This is a genomic window from Jeotgalibacillus sp. S-D1, assembly GCF_004358665.1.
Classification (GTDB): Bacteria; Bacillota; Bacilli; order Bacillales; family Jeotgalibacillaceae; genus Jeotgalibacillus.
The window spans coordinates 1,326,069-1,343,822 of the sequence record NZ_SMZR01000001.1 but is presented as its reverse complement, the minus strand read 5'-3'; the positions used below and the strand labels follow the sequence as shown (position 1 = coordinate 1,343,822).

At 40.7% G+C, this 17,754-nt stretch carries 17 protein-coding genes; 10 read left to right on the top strand and 7 right to left on the bottom strand.

Annotated features, from left to right (window positions below):
• Positions 1-94: 94 nt before the first annotated feature.
• Positions 95-604 carry a universal stress protein gene (locus tag E2R51_RS06810; RefSeq protein WP_133376242.1) on the bottom strand — a complete coding sequence of 170 codons (510 nt, stop codon included), beginning with the start codon at positions 602-604 and terminating at the stop codon, positions 95-97.
• A gap of 962 nt (positions 605-1,566) precedes the next feature.
• On the opposite strand from E2R51_RS06810, the gene E2R51_RS06805 reads away from it, so the two are divergent.
• From E2R51_RS06805 to E2R51_RS06795, 3 genes are all read left to right on the top strand, one after another.
• Positions 1,567-3,324 (top strand): ABC transporter ATP-binding protein, encoded by a 1,758-nt coding sequence (locus E2R51_RS06805; protein WP_133376241.1) that lies wholly within the window; start codon positions 1,567-1,569, stop codon positions 3,322-3,324.
• Positions 3,321-5,333, top strand: coding sequence for an ABC transporter ATP-binding protein (locus tag E2R51_RS06800; RefSeq protein WP_133376240.1), 2,013 nt, complete (start codon positions 3,321-3,323; stop codon positions 5,331-5,333). The genes E2R51_RS06805 and E2R51_RS06800 overlap by 4 nt, the downstream gene beginning before the upstream one ends.
• Before the next feature lie 151 nt (positions 5,334-5,484).
• The gene (locus E2R51_RS06795; RefSeq protein WP_133376239.1) at positions 5,485-5,754 is read left to right on the top strand and encodes a hypothetical protein; all 270 of its coding nucleotides are present in this window, start codon (positions 5,485-5,487) and stop codon (positions 5,752-5,754) included.
• Between the two features lie 42 nt (positions 5,755-5,796).
• Here E2R51_RS06795 and E2R51_RS06790 read toward each other — a convergent pair whose 3' ends face one another.
• Positions 5,797-6,411, bottom strand: a complete 615-nt coding sequence (locus E2R51_RS06790; RefSeq protein ID WP_133376238.1) for an NAD(P)-dependent oxidoreductase — start codon at positions 6,409-6,411, stop codon at positions 5,797-5,799.
• A gap of 153 nt (positions 6,412-6,564) precedes the next feature.
• Here E2R51_RS06790 and fumC point away from each other — a divergent pair, with 153 nt between their 5' ends.
• Positions 6,565-7,956, top strand: coding sequence for a class II fumarate hydratase (gene fumC / locus E2R51_RS06785; RefSeq protein ID WP_133376237.1), 1,392 nt, complete (start codon positions 6,565-6,567; stop codon positions 7,954-7,956).
• Positions 7,957-8,042: 86 nt separating this feature from the next.
• Here fumC and E2R51_RS06780 read toward each other — a convergent pair whose 3' ends face one another.
• The 4 genes from E2R51_RS06780 to E2R51_RS06765 form a co-directional block, all read right to left on the bottom strand.
• Complete coding sequence (locus tag E2R51_RS06780) at positions 8,043-9,140, bottom strand: ABC transporter ATP-binding protein (RefSeq protein ID WP_133376236.1); 1,098 nt, start codon at positions 9,138-9,140, stop codon at positions 8,043-8,045.
• A gap of 132 nt (positions 9,141-9,272) precedes the next feature.
• A complete protein-coding gene (locus tag E2R51_RS06775) occupies positions 9,273-10,178 on the bottom strand; it encodes a helix-turn-helix domain-containing protein (protein ID WP_165967156.1) in 906 nt (301 codons plus the stop codon).
• Positions 10,179-10,283: 105 nt separating this feature from the next.
• Positions 10,284-10,463, bottom strand: coding sequence for a hypothetical protein (locus tag E2R51_RS06770; RefSeq protein WP_133376234.1), 180 nt, complete (start codon positions 10,461-10,463; stop codon positions 10,284-10,286).
• A gap of 68 nt (positions 10,464-10,531) precedes the next feature.
• A complete protein-coding gene (locus E2R51_RS06765; protein ID WP_133376233.1) occupies positions 10,532-10,753 on the bottom strand; it encodes a DUF5342 family protein in 222 nt (73 codons plus the stop codon).
• A 218-nt stretch (positions 10,754-10,971) separates the two neighbouring features.
• On the opposite strand from E2R51_RS06765, the gene E2R51_RS06760 reads away from it, so the two are divergent.
• The 4 genes from E2R51_RS06760 (at position 10,972) to E2R51_RS06745 (ending at position 15,177) form a co-directional block, all read left to right on the top strand.
• Positions 10,972-12,108 (top strand): DUF445 domain-containing protein, encoded by a 1,137-nt coding sequence (locus E2R51_RS06760; protein WP_133376232.1) that lies wholly within the window; start codon positions 10,972-10,974, stop codon positions 12,106-12,108.
• A gap of 80 nt (positions 12,109-12,188) precedes the next feature.
• Positions 12,189-12,557 (top strand): YlbF/YmcA family competence regulator, encoded by a 369-nt coding sequence (locus E2R51_RS06755; RefSeq protein ID WP_133376231.1) that lies wholly within the window; start codon positions 12,189-12,191, stop codon positions 12,555-12,557.
• Positions 12,558-12,773: 216 nt separating this feature from the next.
• On the top strand, positions 12,774-14,282 hold the full coding sequence (locus tag E2R51_RS06750; RefSeq protein WP_133376230.1) for a coproporphyrinogen III oxidase: 1,509 nt from the start codon (positions 12,774-12,776) through the stop codon (positions 14,280-14,282).
• A gap of 100 nt (positions 14,283-14,382) precedes the next feature.
• Positions 14,383-15,177, top strand: coding sequence for an enoyl-CoA hydratase (locus E2R51_RS06745; RefSeq protein ID WP_240732971.1), 795 nt, complete (start codon positions 14,383-14,385; stop codon positions 15,175-15,177).
• 45 nt (positions 15,178-15,222) lie between these two features.
• Here E2R51_RS06745 and E2R51_RS06740 read toward each other — a convergent pair whose 3' ends face one another.
• Complete coding sequence (locus E2R51_RS06740) at positions 15,223-15,408, bottom strand: YhzD family protein (protein WP_133376228.1); 186 nt, start codon at positions 15,406-15,408, stop codon at positions 15,223-15,225.
• Positions 15,409-15,562: 154 nt separating this feature from the next.
• Here E2R51_RS06740 and E2R51_RS06735 point away from each other — a divergent pair, with 154 nt between their 5' ends.
• Together E2R51_RS06735 and E2R51_RS06730 are read left to right on the top strand one after the other, a co-directional pair.
• Positions 15,563-16,462, top strand: a complete 900-nt coding sequence (locus tag E2R51_RS06735) for an ABC transporter ATP-binding protein (protein ID WP_133376227.1) — start codon at positions 15,563-15,565, stop codon at positions 16,460-16,462.
• On the top strand, positions 16,446-17,729 hold the full coding sequence (locus E2R51_RS06730) for an ABC transporter permease (protein ID WP_306462114.1): 1,284 nt from the start codon (positions 16,446-16,448) through the stop codon (positions 17,727-17,729). The genes E2R51_RS06735 and E2R51_RS06730 overlap by 17 nt, the downstream gene beginning before the upstream one ends.
• The last annotated feature ends 25 nt before the right edge of the window (positions 17,730-17,754 follow it).

Genomic DNA, 17,754 nt, shown 5'->3' with positions numbered 1-17,754 from the left:
TAATGATCCATACTTATCTTTTATTATAACCGATAAATTGGGATGAAGGAGGATTTAGCGTGTTTATTCGCAAATAGGACCCTCAAAGCTTGTATTATTTTACTACTAGAACATGACACGGGGCTTCCTGCACTATTTTTTCACTGACACTGCCTAAAAACCATTTTTGAAAGCTGTTTTTTTCTGTGCATCCTACAATAATTAAATCCACTTTATTATAGGAAGCATATTCGACAATCGTTTCAGCAGGGGAGCCGGTCAGTGGATAAAATCCTGATTCGATTCCTCTGGCATCAAGGCTTTTTTTTGCCATTTGCAATGCGTCATCAAGTTCCTCTGTTAAACGATGAGCTGTAACAGAAGTTTGATTAGGCGGAGATGGCCGCATATACGGAGTGCTCATTTTATCAATTCCGGGGGTCATAATCGGTGCTGCTTCTCTTGCGTTGCTATAAATCGTTGTATCCTTTGAATGTTTTTCAGTGGAAACATGCGTAATGGTCAATTCTGCAGCAGGATGAAGCGATAAAATATCTACTGCGGTTTCTAAAGCATTTTGGCTGCTGTGGGTGTGGTCAAAAGCGACAAGAATGTTTTTATACATTAATTTCAGCTCCTTTAACCAATTTAAGTTTTAATTACCCTTACATTGTATTGAATATTCCGATAATAGTAAATAGGTCTGAAAATTGTCAGGAGAAAGTATGGACAATAAAAAAAAGCCTAAAATTAGGCTTTTTAATTATGTTATGAACGGAATAGTATGTGCTTAAGTAAAATATAATTTCGGTAATCGTTTATCCACAAAAAAAGGGAATAGTTATTAACCGATAAGGTTAATTAAGAAAAAGATTACAACGATAGCACCAATAATCATGAGGATAGTTCTTAACATTTCATTCACCCCTTTACTGAGTTCCAAAATAAGAATCAAACTTAAATCGGTTATTAATATGTTCCCCAATAATAGATAAATCAAACACACTCATTTAAATTTATGGGGAAGCTGCGTTATTTTGAATTGTTGCTAATACTTACTGAGGAATTGTTAGAAAAAACTAAAAAATGATTGACAGCGTTGAATTGGTAGGATAATCTAAGTATGTTCAAACAATGGACAAATTTTAAAACACTTAAAGAAGGGAGTTGCGTGTCATGAAAAACTTAATTGCTGTTTCCAAAAATCGTTTTAACCAACTTAATAACACGCAGCGGCAACCTCTTACTTAACAGAAAACATTTCATTTTTATGTTGAAATTTATGAACTGTCATGTTGAAGGCATGGGCTGCGTATCGTAGTCTGTGCCTTTTTTGACGGAAGCATACTGTGTGCTTTTGCGGCCCAGTATGCTTTTTTTTGTTCAATTTAAGGAACTTACAAGTGTTTTAAGCTGCAGTGACTACAGGTACAGCCTGTTTTCATAAATGATGCCAGGAATCCTGAGCATCAACAATAATTAAAGGAGGAAGTAAAATGATGAACATTATTAAGTGGAAGGCAGTAAAAACGGTGGAGCTGGAATCTGGGTAGCTCACCGCATCGGATTGAAGGGAGGCAGATATAAATGTTCGATATATTTTTTAAGCTGAAATGGTTTTTTAAACAGCATTGGAAGCGATACACCATCGCGATTGTTCTCCTGCTGATTGCAAATGTGGTGGAAGTCATCCCGCCGCTCTTAGTAGGTCTGGCGATTGATGATATTTTCCAAGGCGAATTAACTTCAAATTTATTGGTGCAATACGTGCTGATCCTGCTGGGGATCGCTGTGGCGTCTTATCTAATTAATTATGTGTGGCAATATCTCTTGTTTAGCGGCGCAAATGAAATTGAAAGGCGGCTGCGATCCATGTTCATGGGTCATCTGCTCCGAATGACACCGACATTTTATGAGCGCAACAGAACGGGCGATTTAATGGCCAGATCAACAAATGATCTTAAAGCAGTGTCAGTAACAGCAGGTTTCGGGGTGCTGACGTTAATTGATTCCACCGCCTATATGTTAACAATTTTAGTTACCATGGGAATTGTGGTCTCCTGGGAACTAACGCTGGCTGCTATTTTGCCGCTTCCAATATTAGCTGTAGTGATGCAGCTGCTTGGAAAAAGAATTCACGAGCGCTATACAAGTGCTCAGGATGCTTTTGGCGATTTAAATGACCGTGTATTAGAATCCGTTGCTGGAGTGCGGGTTATAAGGGCTTATGTACAAGAACAGGCGGATCAAAAGCAGTTCTATAACGATACTGAAGATGTGTTTCATAAAAACATGAAAGTCGCATTAATTGACGCATTATTTAATCCCTTAACAAAAATTCTAACAGGGATCAGTTATATGATTGGACTTGGTTATGGTTCGTTCCTTGTTTTCAATCAAACGATTACTCTTGGAGAGCTGGTTGCTTTTAATGTTTATTTGGGCATGTTAATTTGGCCTATGTTTGCAGTAGGTGAATTAATAAACATTATGCAGCGTGGAAATGCTTCGATGGACAGAGTCAATGAAACGCTCGGTTATAAAGAAGACGTAGTGGATGTTACCACCCCGATCAACACTGAGAGCGTGAACGAAATCTTTTTTGACCACAGCGGATTTCAGTATCCATCTTCTAATGTGAAAAATTTGGATGCTGTAAACCTCAGCCTGAAACAAGGGCAGACGCTGGGTGTTGTAGGAAAAACAGGGAGCGGAAAAACAACGCTTATAAAACAATTGCTAAAAGAATATCCAATGGGAGAGGGTTCAATTTTACTGGGCAGCGCTCCGATTGATCAGCAGGAAAAAGATCATGTGCGTTCCTGGTTTGGCTATGTGCCACAGGATCACGTTTTATTTTCAAGAAGCATTCAGGAAAATATTTTATTTGGAGCAGAAAATGCGAAAAAGGAAGATATTCTTCGCGCTGTTAAAATGGCTCATTTTGAAAACGACCTGAAGATGCTTCCAGAAGGATTAGAAACGCTTGTTGGTGAAAAAGGTGTTGCCCTGTCAGGTGGACAAAAACAGCGAATATCGATTGCACGCGCCGTGATAAAGGACCCATCAGTACTTATACTGGATGATTCATTATCTGCAGTTGACGCAAAAACCGAATCAAGTATTCTGGAAAATATTCGAAACGAACGCAAAGGAAAAACAACGATCATCACCACACACCGCCTGTCAGCAGTTGAACATGCCGACTGGATCATTGTGCTGGAAGAGGGTCGCGTAACAGAAGAAGGAACACATCATCAATTGCTTGCGAAGAAAGGCTGGTATTATGAACAGTTTCAGCGTCAGCAGATAGAGGGTTCGCTTCTTGAGGAGGTGAGCTCATGAGTGTAGGAAAACGATTATATCACTATGCTTTGTTATTTAAAAAGACCATTATTATCGCTCTTTTAATGCTGACAGTATCCGTTGGTGCAGAGCTTATTGGACCTTTTATTGCTAAGAAAATGATTGATGATCATATTTTAGGGATCGAACAAACATGGTATGAAACGGGAGAAACGAAGGACGCTGTCGCTTATAATAATACCTTTTATAAACGGGGGGACTATCTTCTGCCGGATGAAGCAGGAGGAGAAGAGGCACATATATTCCAAATCGGATTGCGTTTTTTCTTTGTCGATGACAAAGTTACAGCCGATGGGGAACGCTCCTTTAAAGATGGAAAGCTGATATTCTCCTCAAAAGATGGAGAACGTTCATACGATGCATTGGAACTATCTGGATCGCAAATTATGGCATTTTACAAGCCCGAAATTCCAAGGATTATTCAGCTCGTCATTTTGTATTTTGCTTTAACAGTTGTTGCGGCTATTTTCCATTTTGGACAGGATTATCAGCTTCAGCGTTCAGCAAACCGTATTATACAAAAAATGCGTACAGATGTATTCGGTCATATCCAACGTCTGCCGATTCACTATTTTGATAATCTGCCTGCTGGAAAAGTAGTGGCAAGGATCACGAACGATACTGAAGCAATCAGGGAATTGTATGTTCAGGTGCTATCTCAATTTTTCTACAGTGGTGTATACATTACAGGGATATTTGTAGCGCTGTTTATTTTGGATCCAAAGCTTGCAGCAATCTGTTTAATTCTTTTGCCGATATTGTATATTTGGATGACCATCTACCGAAAATATGCTTCTAAATACAATCATGTAGTACGGTCAAAAGTAAGTGAAATCAATGCTTCCATTAATGAATCTATCCAGGGAATGACCATTATTCAAGCATTCCAACGTGAAAAGAAGACGCAGGATGAATTTGAGGTTATGAATAACACTCACTTTCGCTATCAAAACAAACTGCTCAATTTAAATTCATTTATGTCGCACAATCTGGTTGCGATTTTGAGAAACATCACTTTTGTTACCTTCATTTGGTATTTTGGAAGCAGTGCTGTAGGGGGAGAATCTGTCGTGACAGTAGGGATCCTGTATGCATTTGTGGATTACATTACACGAATGTTCCAGCCGGTAACGGGGATTGTAAATCAATTGGCAAATTTAGAGATCGCGCTGGTAGCAGGTGAACGGGTCTTTAGCTTGCTCGATGAAGAAGGTGAAGATGTTAAGAATGACAAAACCCCCCGTTACAAGGGGCATGTAGTATTTGATCAAGTTTCCTTTGCCTATAAAAAGGACGATTATGTTTTAAAAAACTTATCCTTTGAAGCAAAGCCAGGAGAAACAATCGGTTTGGTGGGACATACAGGTTCAGGAAAAAGTTCCATTATGAATTTATTGTTCCGCTTCTATGACTGCCAAAAAGGGTCCATTCAAATTGATGATCAGGACATTAAAACTCTGCCCCGTCAGACAATTCGTGATCATATGGGAATTGTGCTCCAGGATCCCTACCTGTTCACAGGGACTATTGCCTCCAATGTTTCTCTTAATGATCCACGCGTCTCACGGGAGAAAATTGAGGAGTCACTAAAAGCGGTAGGAGCAGATCGTGTACTCAAACATCTTGAGAAAGGTATTGATGAGCCTGTAATTGAAAAGGGGAGCACGCTTTCTTCCGGGCAGCGGCAATTAATTTCGTTTGCACGTGCGCTTGCCTTTGATCCAGCCGTGTTGATTCTGGATGAAGCTACCTCTAGTGTAGACACGGAAACTGAAGCGATCATTCAGGAAGCCATGGACACTTTAAAGACCGGCAGAACTACTTTTATCATTGCTCACCGGTTGTCAACGATCAAAAATGCCGACCAGATTCTTGTATTAGACCGCGGAGCGATCGTCGAAAAGGGATCACACGATGACCTTATGGCCCTTCGTGGCAAGTATTATCAGATGTATAAATTGCAGCAGGGAAATAAGCAGGCAGGATAAATTCTGGACCAACTCTTTTTTTAGAGTTGGTTTTTTTGTGGGAGAGAAGTGGAGAGGTGGGAGGAGGGCTGGAAGTTTGATCGATATAATTGAAATGATGATCGATATAATGCTTCAGATGATCGATAAACGGTGATAGATGTGAGATAAAATGGAGGAAAAAGCCGATTTGATCGATAAAAGAGAAAAGATGAGAGATAAATCCGGAAAGAAGTACGATAAACGCGGAAAAGTGATCGATATTTTGGAAAAGGAGATCGATATAATGCTCCCGCCAGAGTTCGCGCTCCCGCCCAGCATATCTCCTGCTAGAGGTTCATGCTCCCGCCCTGCCTTTGTCTCTGAATTTGACCATAGCCGGCACAAAAAAGCATCCAATCAGGAAAATCCCCTAATTGAATGCTCATACCCATGGCTGTAAACGCAGCTAATCTCCTATCTCCAGCAAAACAGCAAATGAAAACTAATAAGTAATTCCAACTCTTTTTTTCAAGTATTGATCTGACTGTAAAAGAGAGTATGCGAAATCGCCTGTATCGTACATGGAAATGCTTGATGGGCTGTCTGGCAATGTGTTGATTTCTGTACGGTATTTTCCGATGCGTTCGCCGTCCGGCAAATAGGTTGGACAGACGATTGTCCAGTCCATTGATGACTGCTTCAGCATTAAATATGCGCGGCAATGGTCTTCTGCCGCAGTACTTAATCTACGGTTTGATTCTGTTGAATGAAAACGAAGCTTGCCAGGATCTCTTTTTGAGTCCAGTATGCCTGCTGTGCCGATGGTGATGATTTTTGTTATGGATTCTTTCCGCATAGCGGGCAGGATATGAATCATTGATTTTGTAAGAGCATCATTTTTGTCGGTGCCCAGTGCGCTGATTACGGCGTCGCAGCCTTTTATGGTTTTATAAATATCCGCTTTATTGGAAACATCCCCGTAGTGGATATGTAAGTGTTTATGCTTAAGATCTGTTTGACTTCGAAACAGTGCGCGGACGCTGTGCCCGTCTTTAAGTGCCAGTTCAGCGATTACACTTCCTACCCGGCCCGTTGCACCAAATATAGCAATTTTCATGTTAATCCTCCTTTCGTTAAAATCCTCACTGTTATAAGTGTAGCTGATCTTGATTAAATCGAAAAGGTTTCTCCCTCAAGGCTATGAAGTGAGCTTCTTTTGGGAAAATGATACAATGAAAGAGTGAAAACGTTTGTAAGGGGGAGATGAACAATGGATTTTCGTATTGAAAAGGATTCGTTAGGAGAGATTCAAGTTCCTGCAAGCAAAAACTGGGGTGCCCAAACACAACGAAGTAAACAAAACTTTCCAATTGGCATAGAACAAATGCCGCTTGAAATAACGTATTCATTTGCAGAACTTAAAAAAGCAGCTGCTATGGTGAATTTTGATTTAGGAAAATTATCGGTACATAAACGTGATGCCATTTCAAAAGCCTGTAATGAAATTATTGATGGCAAGCTTGATGAACATTTTCCACTTGTTGTATGGCAGACAGGCAGCGGTACGCAGTCGAACATGAATGTGAATGAAGTAGTGGCCCATCGAGCAAATTTATTTTTGCAGGAACAGTCGATCGATGAACAGGTTCATCCGAACGACGATGTTAATATGTCTCAAAGCTCTAATGATACATTTCCAACTGCTATGCATATTGCAGCTTACAAAGCACTATGCAAAAACTTAATCCCTAATTTAAAACTATTAACAGAAACCTTTTTTGAAAAAGAAGAGGCCTTTAAGGAAATAATTAAAATTGGCCGTACCCATTTACAGGATGCTACACCGCTTACGCTTGGCCAGGAAATCAGCGGGTGGCGTGCAATGCTTCAAAAGTCGCGGAGTATGATTCAGGAAGCAAGCAAGCATATTTTATCCCTGGCGATTGGGGGAACTGCAGTCGGCACCGGAATCAACGCACATCCGGAGTTTGGCGACCGTGTTGCAAAGCAGCTTGTGCTGCAAACAGGGTTTCCTTTCTATTCTTCAGACAATAAGTTTCATGCATTAACCAGCCATGATGATATGGTTCACGTACATGGAGCTCTTAAAGCGTTAGCTGCTGATCTAATGAAAATAGGAAATGATGTCAGATGGCTGGCCAGCGGACCGAGAAGCGGCATTGGAGAAATCACCATTCCGGCGAACGAGCCGGGCAGCTCAATTATGCCTGGCAAGGTGAATCCAACCCAAAGTGAAGCGTTAACGATGGTTGCTGCACAGGTTATGGGGAATGATGCGGCAATCGGATTTGCTGCAAGCCAGGGGAATTTTGAACTGAATGTATTTAAGCCGGTGATCATTTATAACTTTTTGCAATCTGTCCGGCTGCTTGGAGACAGCATGAAAGCATTTAATGATAAATGTGCAGTTGGAATCGAACCTAATAAGGATGTTATTGCAGGGCATGTGGATCGTTCACTAATGCTTGTTACAGCTTTAAATCCTCATATTGGTTATGAGAAAGCAGCTCAAATTGCCAAGTTTGCTTTTGAAAAAGAATTAACGCTCAAGGAAGCAGCTATCGAAACCGGTTATGTAACGGAAGATCAATATGATCAATGGATTCAGCCCATTAATATGGTCAACCTGGATAGAGTATAACAAATGCTGACTGGTAAAATGAAACAAGGCGGACTCATTTGAGTCCGCCTTGTTTTATATGGTTATAAGGGGGTAACCAACAGTAATTAGCGAATACGCTGTTCAGTTTCAGCATCAAAGAAATGACACTTGTTCATATCAAATGCAAGTTCAACCTTTTGACCTGCATGGATATCAGATCTTGCATCTACACGGGCAACAAAGTCTTGTTCTCCGATTTTGGAATATAACATAAGCTCAGCACCGGTAAGTTCTGAAACTTCGATATTTGCCAGGAATTTTGATCCAGCTGCCGCTTCAATAAACAGTGGCTCATCGTGAATATCTTCAGGGCGCACGCCAAGAATGATATCTTTTCCAACATAGCCTTGTGCACGCAATTTTTTCATCTTGCCTTCAGGTACAGACAGCACCTGGCCCTTTACGTCAAAGCCTTGCTCTGTTAGTGAACCGCTGAAGAAGTTCATTGCCGGCGACCCGATAAATCCGCCAACGAATACGTTTTCAGGGTTATCGTATACTTCTTTAGGAGACCCTACCTGCTGGATAACTCCGTCTTTCATAACAACGATACGGGTAGCCATTGTCATCGCTTCAGTCTGGTCATGCGTTACATAAATCGTAGTCGTTTGAAGACGCTGATGCAGTTTGGCAATTTCAGCACGCATTTGAACACGAAGTTTAGCATCAAGATTTGATAAAGGCTCATCCATTAAGAATACTTTAGCATCACGGACAATTGCACGTCCAAGAGCAACACGCTGACGCTGACCACCTGAAAGAGCTTTTGGTTTACGGTCTAAAAGCGCTTCAAGCCCAAGAATTCTGGCTGCGTTTTTCACGCGTTTTTCGATTTCAGCTTTATCAAACTTACGTAGTTTCAAACCAAATGCCATATTATCATACACGCTCATATGAGGGTATAAAGCATAGTTTTGGAATACCATTGCGATATCGCGGTCTTTAGGAGCTTTATCATTTACGCGTTCTTCACCGATGTAAAAGTCGCCTTTTGAAATTTCCTCAAGTCCTGCAATCATTCGAAGAGTTGTTGATTTCCCACAGCCGGAAGGACCTACAAATACGATGAATTCTTTATCCTTGATATGAAGATTAAAATCAGATACTGCTGTAACGTCTTTTTCGTATACTTTGTAAATGTTATTTAATTTTAATTCAGCCATTGTGTCATTCCTCCAATATGTACTTCGTTCTGAAAATAATATTACAGATAAATGAAAGCCTTTCCAATGGCAAATGTGCACAAAAAAAAGGAATGCCTTTCGTCAAGGTGACGGGCATTCCTGCATCTGGTTTTAGCTTCGACTTTTTTTGTCTGAATCCCATTGAAGACTTGCGAGATACGCTGTCATACTTCCATGAAAGGATTTTAAATCAATCCCGGTCCGTTCTGAGAACTTATCCAGCCGGTATTGCAAACTGTTGCGATGCAGATACAGAAGCTTTGCCGTGCTGCTTACGTTGGATAAATTTTCAACCAGCGTGCGGATTACGGTGGCTAGCTCAGGATCGCCATCAAATGCATTGTTGATAATTGAAAACTGTGACTGTTTTTCCATATCTGTAAACCGGTCGAGAATTAATAATGGAATGATGGACTGTGTCGTTGACACTTTTTGTCGCTGTATATACGATTTATGCTGATTATACCAGGCGTGTTCCATTAGCAGCTGCTCCTTAGTTGCCTGGTTCGCTTCGTGAAAAGACCCTGCAAAAAAATATGTGCTGACATCTATATCCGTTTCAAGGGCCTGAGATGCGGATGAAAGTTCTTCAAGGGATAGTGTATTGGCTGTTTGGAGTTCGACAACATATCCATTTAATTCATCACGCTGGACAATGGTTGAATCATCTGCGAAAACAAATTGAAGCGGGTGACCTTCCTCAGGAAAAACCGGAGCCTTGCCAAAGGAAAATAATACAAGCCTGAACGCTGTCCCTTCCGGCAGTGGGCAAGTGGTGTTATCTCCAAACAAATAACGTTCCCATTCATTTGAGTGTTGGTAAAGAGGAGCTGCCGCCGGTTCAAGCATCAGTTCCAGCAGACCTGCTTCTTTACTGGACAGCTCAGCCGCTGGAAAAGCGATCAGCTCATCCGATGCATCCCTGTACCATTGATATTGATCGTACTCATTGTCTTTTAAAGAATTGATTTGCCGTGCATTTGGATATTGTTTTAATAATTTTTGTATGACAGACATGGACATCATCCTTATAGGTAATGAACTCATTGTATAAAAGAAACACAGGATTGAAAAGGAGGATACAAAAAAGCGGCCGTTTTTAATGGCCGCTTTTCTGACGGATCAGGATCCGTTTGGTGGTGTTTCCTGCTCAAGATCTCTTGCTTCTTCAATGTTCGGAGTATGATGGAAGCGATGCACCGTGCCTCCGGCCATTCCTTCATTAATAAAGCGGTCAATGTCCATACAGACTTTGTCACGGCCTTCCTGACATGAATCCGGCAAAAAAGATGGTTTGCTCATCTCTACACCCCCTGATGCTTACTATGTGTATAGAAGCAAAAAGCTATACGGCTGTTATGAAAAGGATGCTATGCCTGATCATAAACATGGTAAAGCATCAGATCATGCAGCTGTTTTTTTACGTTTTCTTCGGCTTCCTGATCACGAAATAAAGGGGGCGAAGTCCATTCGATATTTCCTGTCTTATGATAAATGCCTGATATCCTTTGGCCTTCATAAGTAAAGGAAATTAACCATCCCGGTAATTGTTTATTTTCAAACATGGATTGGTAATGAAAATGCTGAATCATACTAAATACCTCCATTATGTATATGTGTTTAACGGTAGTATACCATGCGGCAGCAGCATACGTTTTGCTCATCAAACATATCTTTATGTTTATAGGAGAAGAAAGAACTCTAATTAAAGAACAGGCCAATTAAACCTATTGCTTCCCATTATTGGCCTTTCTGCTATACTGAATTTGGTAAAGATAAAATAGGAATGTTTAGTGGAAGGTGAATAGTTATGGATACACTTTTGATGTTGATCATCATGATTATAATTGGCGCTGGGATAGGTGGTTTTACAAACTCAATCGCAATCAAAATGCTTTTCAGACCTTATAAAGCAATATACCTGGGAAAATGGCGGGTGCCCTTTACACCTGGTTTAATTCCAAGAAGAAGAGATGAATTGGCAAAGCAGCTGGGAATGATGGTTGTTAATCATTTGCTTACTGCACAAAGCCTGAAGGAGCGCTTTTTAAATGAAAAATATGAAAAAGCGCTGACTTCGTGGCTTCAGCAGGAAAGTGACCGGGTTTTTACTTCAGAAAAACCTGTACAAGTCTGGCTTAACCGCTTTGAAATAGAGTCGCCGGTTCCTTACGTGGAAAAGTCTATGGATAACTGGATTGAATCGCAATATGAAACGGTTAAAGAGCGCTACAAGACCCAGACGATCCGTGAAACCCTGCCTGAGAGATGGATTGTGAGGCTGGATGGCAAGGTTGAAGTCGTAACGGATTATATCCTGTCAAAAGGCGTGGATTACTTTTCTTCTTATGAAGGAAAAGAACGGATTCGGGTCATGATTGAGGATTTTTTCAAGACGCGTGGCACATTAGGAAGCATGATACAAATGGTTATGGGAAATACATCATTAACAGATAAAGTACAGCCTGAAATTATAAAGTTTTTGAAACATAAAGGCACACATGATATACTCGAACAGGTTTTGCGTAAGGAATGGGAAAATGTAAAAGACTGGCAGTGGGATCGTGCTTTTTCCGTAGTAACTGACCAGGACCTTATTGTAAGGCTGCAAGGTTTCATGAAGGAACGCATCGATTTAAAAAACTGGCTTACACGTCCTTTGGGACATGCAGTATCACCATTAAGAGAAGCTGCGGTTGACCGGCTTATTCCCAAGCTGGTAGAAGTTGCAAAAGAGATGCTCGCTGATAAGCTGGAGCAGCTGCTGTCAAAAATGCAGCTGCAGGAAATTGTACGGGAACAGGTTGATTCATTTGAAGTTTCGAGGCTTGAGGATTTGATACTGGGTATTTCCAGAAGAGAATTTAAAATGATTACCTATCTTGGTGCAGTCCTCGGCGGAATCATTGGACTATTCCAGGGTTTGATCGTTCTTTTATTAAGATGAGACAAAATAACTAAAAATCATGTTTGAGCACTTATTCATCGGGGAAGAGGGTAAGTGTGATTAAAAAGGAGGTTTTCCGATTGTCAGTAAATCTGTACGATCATGCAAACGAACTAGAGCGTGCAATTCGCCAAAGCGAGGAGTTCACGCAATTACAAGCAATGTACGATGCGGTGAACAGCGATGAGTCCGCGAAAGGTATCTTTGAGAACTTCAGAGACATTCAACTTGGTCTTCAGCAAAAACAAATGAATGGTGAAGAAATTTCTGAAGATGAAATTGCTCAGGCTCAAAAAACAGCTCAGCTGGTTCAGCAGCATGAAATCATTTCAAAATTAATGGAATCAGAGCAGCGCATGAGCATGCTGATTCAGGAATTAAACAAAGTAATCATGAAACCATTAGAAGAACTATACGGTGCAATGGACAATCAAGGTCCTACGCAGTAGTTTCTAATAATTTGCTTTAAGAAAGCAGTCCGGCTAAAGAAATTCGCCGGGCTGCTTTTTTTTGAAACCTGCTGCAAATAAGTTCAGTAAAACTATCTGAAGAGGTGTATTGCTCATACTGGAAATAATATCGGCATAAAATGCTGCACTTAATTGACCTTGGCAGTAAACGTTTGTAAACTTATACAAGTGAAGAATGCCAGAAAGGTGAGAAGTATGAATATTATTGTCAGAGGTCTGAATGACCAGCGTTACCAACGAACACTTCAAAACATTGCAAACTTATTTTATGAAGATACTGCACTGACTGTCTCCAATGAAGAGCTGCGTGATGCGTTTATTATTGATATTGAGGTTACGATAAAAGAGAACAGTATTCATGCTGTGGCAGAAGCTCGCGAGCATGCAATTGCTGCAGAGCGTGAAACTGTTTACCGGTTAGAAGAGACGGAAAAAGAAAGCTTTAAACAAAATAAAAACGTGGTTTCTCATGTGTTCTTGTCTCTCTTGCAGCAATATACAGGAATCACTCAAAAGTGGGGTGTATTAACAGGAATACGCCCTACCAAGCTGATGCACAAACAGCAGATGATAAACACACCACTCGAGGAAACAAGAGCATTTCTTAAAGCTCACTATCAGATCTCAGATGAGAAAATCAGTTTAATGGAAGAAATTGTTCATCGTCAGCTTGCCATGATTCCAGATTTGTATGATCTGCAGGATGAAGTAAGTATTTATATAGGCATTCCGTTTTGTCCTACAAAGTGTGCTTATTGCACGTTCCCTGCATTTGCTATACAAGGAAAGCTTGGAAAAGTGTCCGCCTTTTTAGCGGGCCTCCATTATGAGATTCAGGAAACCGGACGCTGGCTGAAAGAAAGAGGCGTTAAAATTACGACCATTTATTTCGGCGGAGGAACACCAACTGCTATTACGGCTGAGGAAATGGATGCTTTATATGAGGAAATGTATCAATCCTTCCCCGATGTAAAACAAGTCAGAGAAGTCACGGTTGAGGCAGGCCGTCCGGATACAATATCCCCTGAAAAGCTTGATGTATTAAATAAGTGGAAGATTGACCGCATTTCGATCAACCCTCAATCCTATACAGATGAAACGTTAAAAGCGATTGGACGGCATCATACAGTGCAGGAAACCATAGATAAATTTCATTTATCGCGGCAGCATGGAATGAATAATATCAATATGGATTTAATCATTGGACTGCCCAATGAAGGAGTACCTGAGCTTCAACATTCATTGGATGAAACGGAAAAGCTTATGCCTGAGTCGGTAACGGTTCATACATTATCCTTTAAACGAGCTTCTGAAATGACGCTGAACCGTGAAAAATATAAAGTTGCCGATCGGACAGAAGTAGAAAAAATGATGGATCTTGCGCAAAAGTGGAACAAGGAGCATGGATATGTACCTTATTATCTCTACCGACAGAAAAACATTTTAGGCAACTTAGAAAATGTGGGTTATGCAAAGCCTGGAGAAGAAAGCTTATATAACATTATTATAATGGAAGAAGTACAAACCATTATTGGATTAGGCTGCGGTGCTGCAAGTAAATTCATTGACCCTGAAACCGGTAAAATAACTCATTTTGCCAATCCAAAGGATCCCAAATCGTATAATGATGGATTTATGGATTATACACAGAAAAAAATTGATTATCTTAATGCTATTTTTCCAAAAAAACTGAAAAATTTATAAAACGGTGTCTGTGCTTACTTAGAGATTTTATCTTTTTGCAGGAGTTTGGCAATCTTATCTAGAAATAATGAATGAACATTCATTTAAAGGGGATGAGATTGTGGCAATTAAAACAGATTATAATTCGATTAAGGTGGAGATCGAGGGCACAACAGGGTGGATAACATTAAACCGGCCTGAAAATCTAAATGCACTCCAGCTGGAGATGATGGAAGAGCTGGTAGAAACACTGAAGGAATTAAATCGGGATCCTGATATTTATCTGGTGGTTTTAAAAGGGGAAGGCCGGGGCTTTTGTTCAGGCGGAGATATTAAAACCATGCTTTCAATGGAAGGTGAAGGCCAATTCCAAACTTTTATGGAGATTATCTCAGAACTCTCTCTGGTGCTGTATTCGATGGATAAGATTACAGTAAGCGCGATTCATGGTGCGGCAGCTGGTTTGGGGTTCAGTATTGCACTTGCTACAGATTTCATTGTGGCAGAAGAAGGCAGCAAAATTGCGATGAACTTTATCGGCATTGGCCTGGTTCCGGACGGTGGAGGCCATTTCTTTTTAAAGGAACGAATTGGTGCCCAAAAAGCAATGCAGCTTATTTGGAAAGGTGAAGTAATGAATGGCCAGGAGGCCTACGCTTTGGGTTTAATCGACAAAGTGGTGGCTGAGAATAAAGGGCTCGAGGAAGCAAGGAAATTAGTTGCGGGATTTCAAAGGAGCCCACTGAAAGCGATGATGGAGACAAAGTCAATTCTCCGGTCCAATCAGGTTAGTGAGTTAAAGGCCGTTTTGGCGTCTGAGCAGGAATCGCAATGGAGAATGCGGCAGACTGAGGATCACAAAGAAGGCATTAAAGCATTTGTTGAAAAACGTAAACCAAACTTTAAAGGGCAGTAAAGGGATAAGCCGGTGAGAAATGGGTCTCACCGGCTTTTTTGCTGTTCAGGTATGAAATAGCAGCAGTTTTCCCCGTGGGGATACGAGCCGGTGTGTTCGTTGAGTCAAGCCCTCTTCATCAAAGCGCTTTTTCCCGATTTCTTTTGCCTCTTCATCTTGTTCAGCTTCAAATGAGTGCTCAAAAAGCAAGCTTCCCTTTTCATCAAATGCAGTCATTTTGTAAACAGCCATTCTCCCAACCCCTTATATTTATTTAATGGAACTGTTTTTATTCTTACATATTCTGTCCGAACTAGTAAAGAGGGGGAGGGAAAAGTGAAAAAAATGAATCTATTTCCATATTGAATCGTATAAAATATGGATAGAGGATGAAGGAGGTTTCTTAATGACATTACATATTAATCAGGTGACAAAACGTTTTGGCGGACACTTGGCTGTAGATAAACTGTCCCTGACTATTCCTGAAAAATCAATGTTCGGATTTCTTGGGGCTAACGGAGCCGGCAAAACAACTACTTTTCGTATGATGCTTGGCTTGCTTGATGCCTCGGAAGGAAAGATTACCTGGAACGGTCAGTCAATTGGCTATCATAATAGCAATAATGTGGGATATCTTCCTGAAGAACGGGGACTTTATCCTAAAATGAAAGTAAAGAATCAAATTATTTATTTAGCAAGATTAAGAGGAATGGACAAGAAAGAAGCTGAAAAAGAGCTTATTTATTGGCTGGACCGGTTTAAGGTTCCGGAATATGAAAATAAAAGAGTGGAAGAACTCTCAAAAGGAAATCAGCAGAAGATCCAATTCATTGCAGCAATCCTGCATAAACCTGAACTGATTATTTTAGATGAACCTTTTAGCGGCTTGGATCCCGTAAATGTGGAACTGCTGAAAGACGCGGTCAGAGATATTCAGCAGCGGGGGGCAACTATTATTTTTTCCAGCCATAGAATGGAGCATGTGGAAGAACTTTGCGAGAGCTTGTGTATTATTCATAAAGGAAAACCCATTGTTGACGGCGGTTTGCGAGAAATTAAGCGTTCTTTTGGAAAGAAAAACCTATTAATCGATGCCGATTTTGATCTCACCTATTTACACTCATTTCCTGATGTCGTTAAAATGAAAAAACGGATGGACGGGGTAGAGCTTCAAATCAAAAATGAGGAAGTATCACAGGCTATTCTGCGAGAAATTAGCGGGAAAGGATTTATTCGTCAATTTTCTTTAGAAGAGCCTTCATTAAATGATATTTTTATCGAGAAAGTGGGTGCTTCTTTTGAATAGATTCGGATTGATTTTAGCGAAGACCTATGGAGAAAAATTCAAGTCAAAGGCATTTTTAATCACGACCATAATATTTGCGCTTTCAATCATTGTAGGAACAAATTTCCAAACTATTATGGACTCATTTGGTTCAGACGATGGGGAGAGCGGCAGTGGAGAAGGCTGGACGGTTGCTGTTTATGATGAAGAAGGAAGTGTGGCTGCAGCACTTGAGCAGCAGATTCATATTGTAAATCAAAATATAACCATTGAAAATAGTGATAAAGAGCTGGAAGAACTGGAGCGGCAGGTGGAGGCAGGAGAGTACGATGCACTGTTAACCGTTTCACTGCAGGACAGCGGTAAAATCTCAGCAAACTATTTGTCAGAATCGCTTAGTACAAACGGCAATTCAGCAGATCTTCAGCTTTCCTTGCAAACCATTCAGTCAAACCTTGCAGCAGCAAAATTGAACTTAAGTGCAGATGAACTGGCTACGTTAAATATGCCGGTGGCGTTTGAGCAATCATCCTTTTTGGAAACCGCTAAATCCGAAGAAGAATTGAATGAAGCAAGAGGCCTGGTTTATATCATGATTTTTGTTATCTATATGTCTGTCCTCATTTACTCACTTATGATAGCTACTGAAGTAGCAACAGAAAAATCGTCCAGAGTAATGGAAATATTGGTTTCAAGTGTTCCGCCAATACAGCAGATTTTTGCTAAGATAGTGGGAATTGGCCTTTTAGGTCTGACTCAGCTCGCTTTTTGGGCGATCACTGGTTTCATCTCCATAAGATTCAGCAGGGATTCACTTGAGGGGGGTATCTACAGCCTGTTTGATTTTTCAGCAAACAGCATTGAGACGATTTCCTTTGGCATTATCTTTTTCCTGCTGGGGTACTTTCTATTTGCAACGCTGGCCGCTTTTTTGGGATCCCTGGTCAGCCGGACAGAGGATATTCAGCAAATGATGATGCCGGTCAACCTGTTAATTATTGCTGGTGCCATGCTGGCATTCTACGGGCTGGCAGATCCTGAAGCCAATTTTATTACCATTACATCTTATATTCCATTTTTTAGTCCGCTAGTAATGTTTACCCGTGTAGGAATGCTCAATATACCCCTTTGGGAACCTATGGTTGCTATTGCTTTGACGCTTGCAGCGATTTTCATTATTGGCTGGTTCGGAGCAAAAGTATACCGGGGCGGCGTGCTAATGTACGGAAACAGCTCTTCGTTTAAGGATATGAAGAAGGCGTTGATCCTTTCAAAAAAAGAAAAGTAGAAATCGGCCCTTTGAGGCCGATTTT

Coding starts and splice junctions, on each gene's coding strand:
- E2R51_RS06810 (WP_133376242.1), bottom strand. CDS start 604: ATGTATAAAAACATTCTTGTCGCTTTTGACCACACCCACAGCAGCCAA.
- E2R51_RS06805 (WP_133376241.1), top strand. CDS start 1,567: ATGTTCGATATATTTTTTAAGCTGAAATGGTTTTTTAAACAGCATTGG.
- E2R51_RS06800 (WP_133376240.1), top strand. CDS start 3,321: ATGAGTGTAGGAAAACGATTATATCACTATGCTTTGTTATTTAAAAAG.
- E2R51_RS06795 (WP_133376239.1), top strand. CDS start 5,485: ATGGAGGAAAAAGCCGATTTGATCGATAAAAGAGAAAAGATGAGAGAT.
- E2R51_RS06790 (WP_133376238.1), bottom strand. CDS start 6,411: ATGAAAATTGCTATATTTGGTGCAACGGGCCGGGTAGGAAGTGTAATC.
- fumC (WP_133376237.1), top strand. CDS start 6,565: ATGGATTTTCGTATTGAAAAGGATTCGTTAGGAGAGATTCAAGTTCCT.
- E2R51_RS06780 (WP_133376236.1), bottom strand. CDS start 9,140: ATGGCTGAATTAAAATTAAATAACATTTACAAAGTATACGAAAAAGAC.
- E2R51_RS06775 (WP_165967156.1), bottom strand. CDS start 10,178: ATGTCTGTCATACAAAAATTATTAAAACAATATCCAAATGCACGGCAA.
- E2R51_RS06770 (WP_133376234.1), bottom strand. CDS start 10,463: ATGAGCAAACCATCTTTTTTGCCGGATTCATGTCAGGAAGGCCGTGAC.
- E2R51_RS06765 (WP_133376233.1), bottom strand. CDS start 10,753: ATGATTCAGCATTTTCATTACCAATCCATGTTTGAAAATAAACAATTA.
- E2R51_RS06760 (WP_133376232.1), top strand. CDS start 10,972: ATGGATACACTTTTGATGTTGATCATCATGATTATAATTGGCGCTGGG.
- E2R51_RS06750 (WP_133376230.1), top strand. CDS start 12,774: ATGAATATTATTGTCAGAGGTCTGAATGACCAGCGTTACCAACGAACA.
- E2R51_RS06740 (WP_133376228.1), bottom strand. CDS start 15,408: ATGGCTGTTTACAAAATGACTGCATTTGATGAAAAGGGAAGCTTGCTT.
- E2R51_RS06735 (WP_133376227.1), top strand. CDS start 15,563: ATGACATTACATATTAATCAGGTGACAAAACGTTTTGGCGGACACTTG.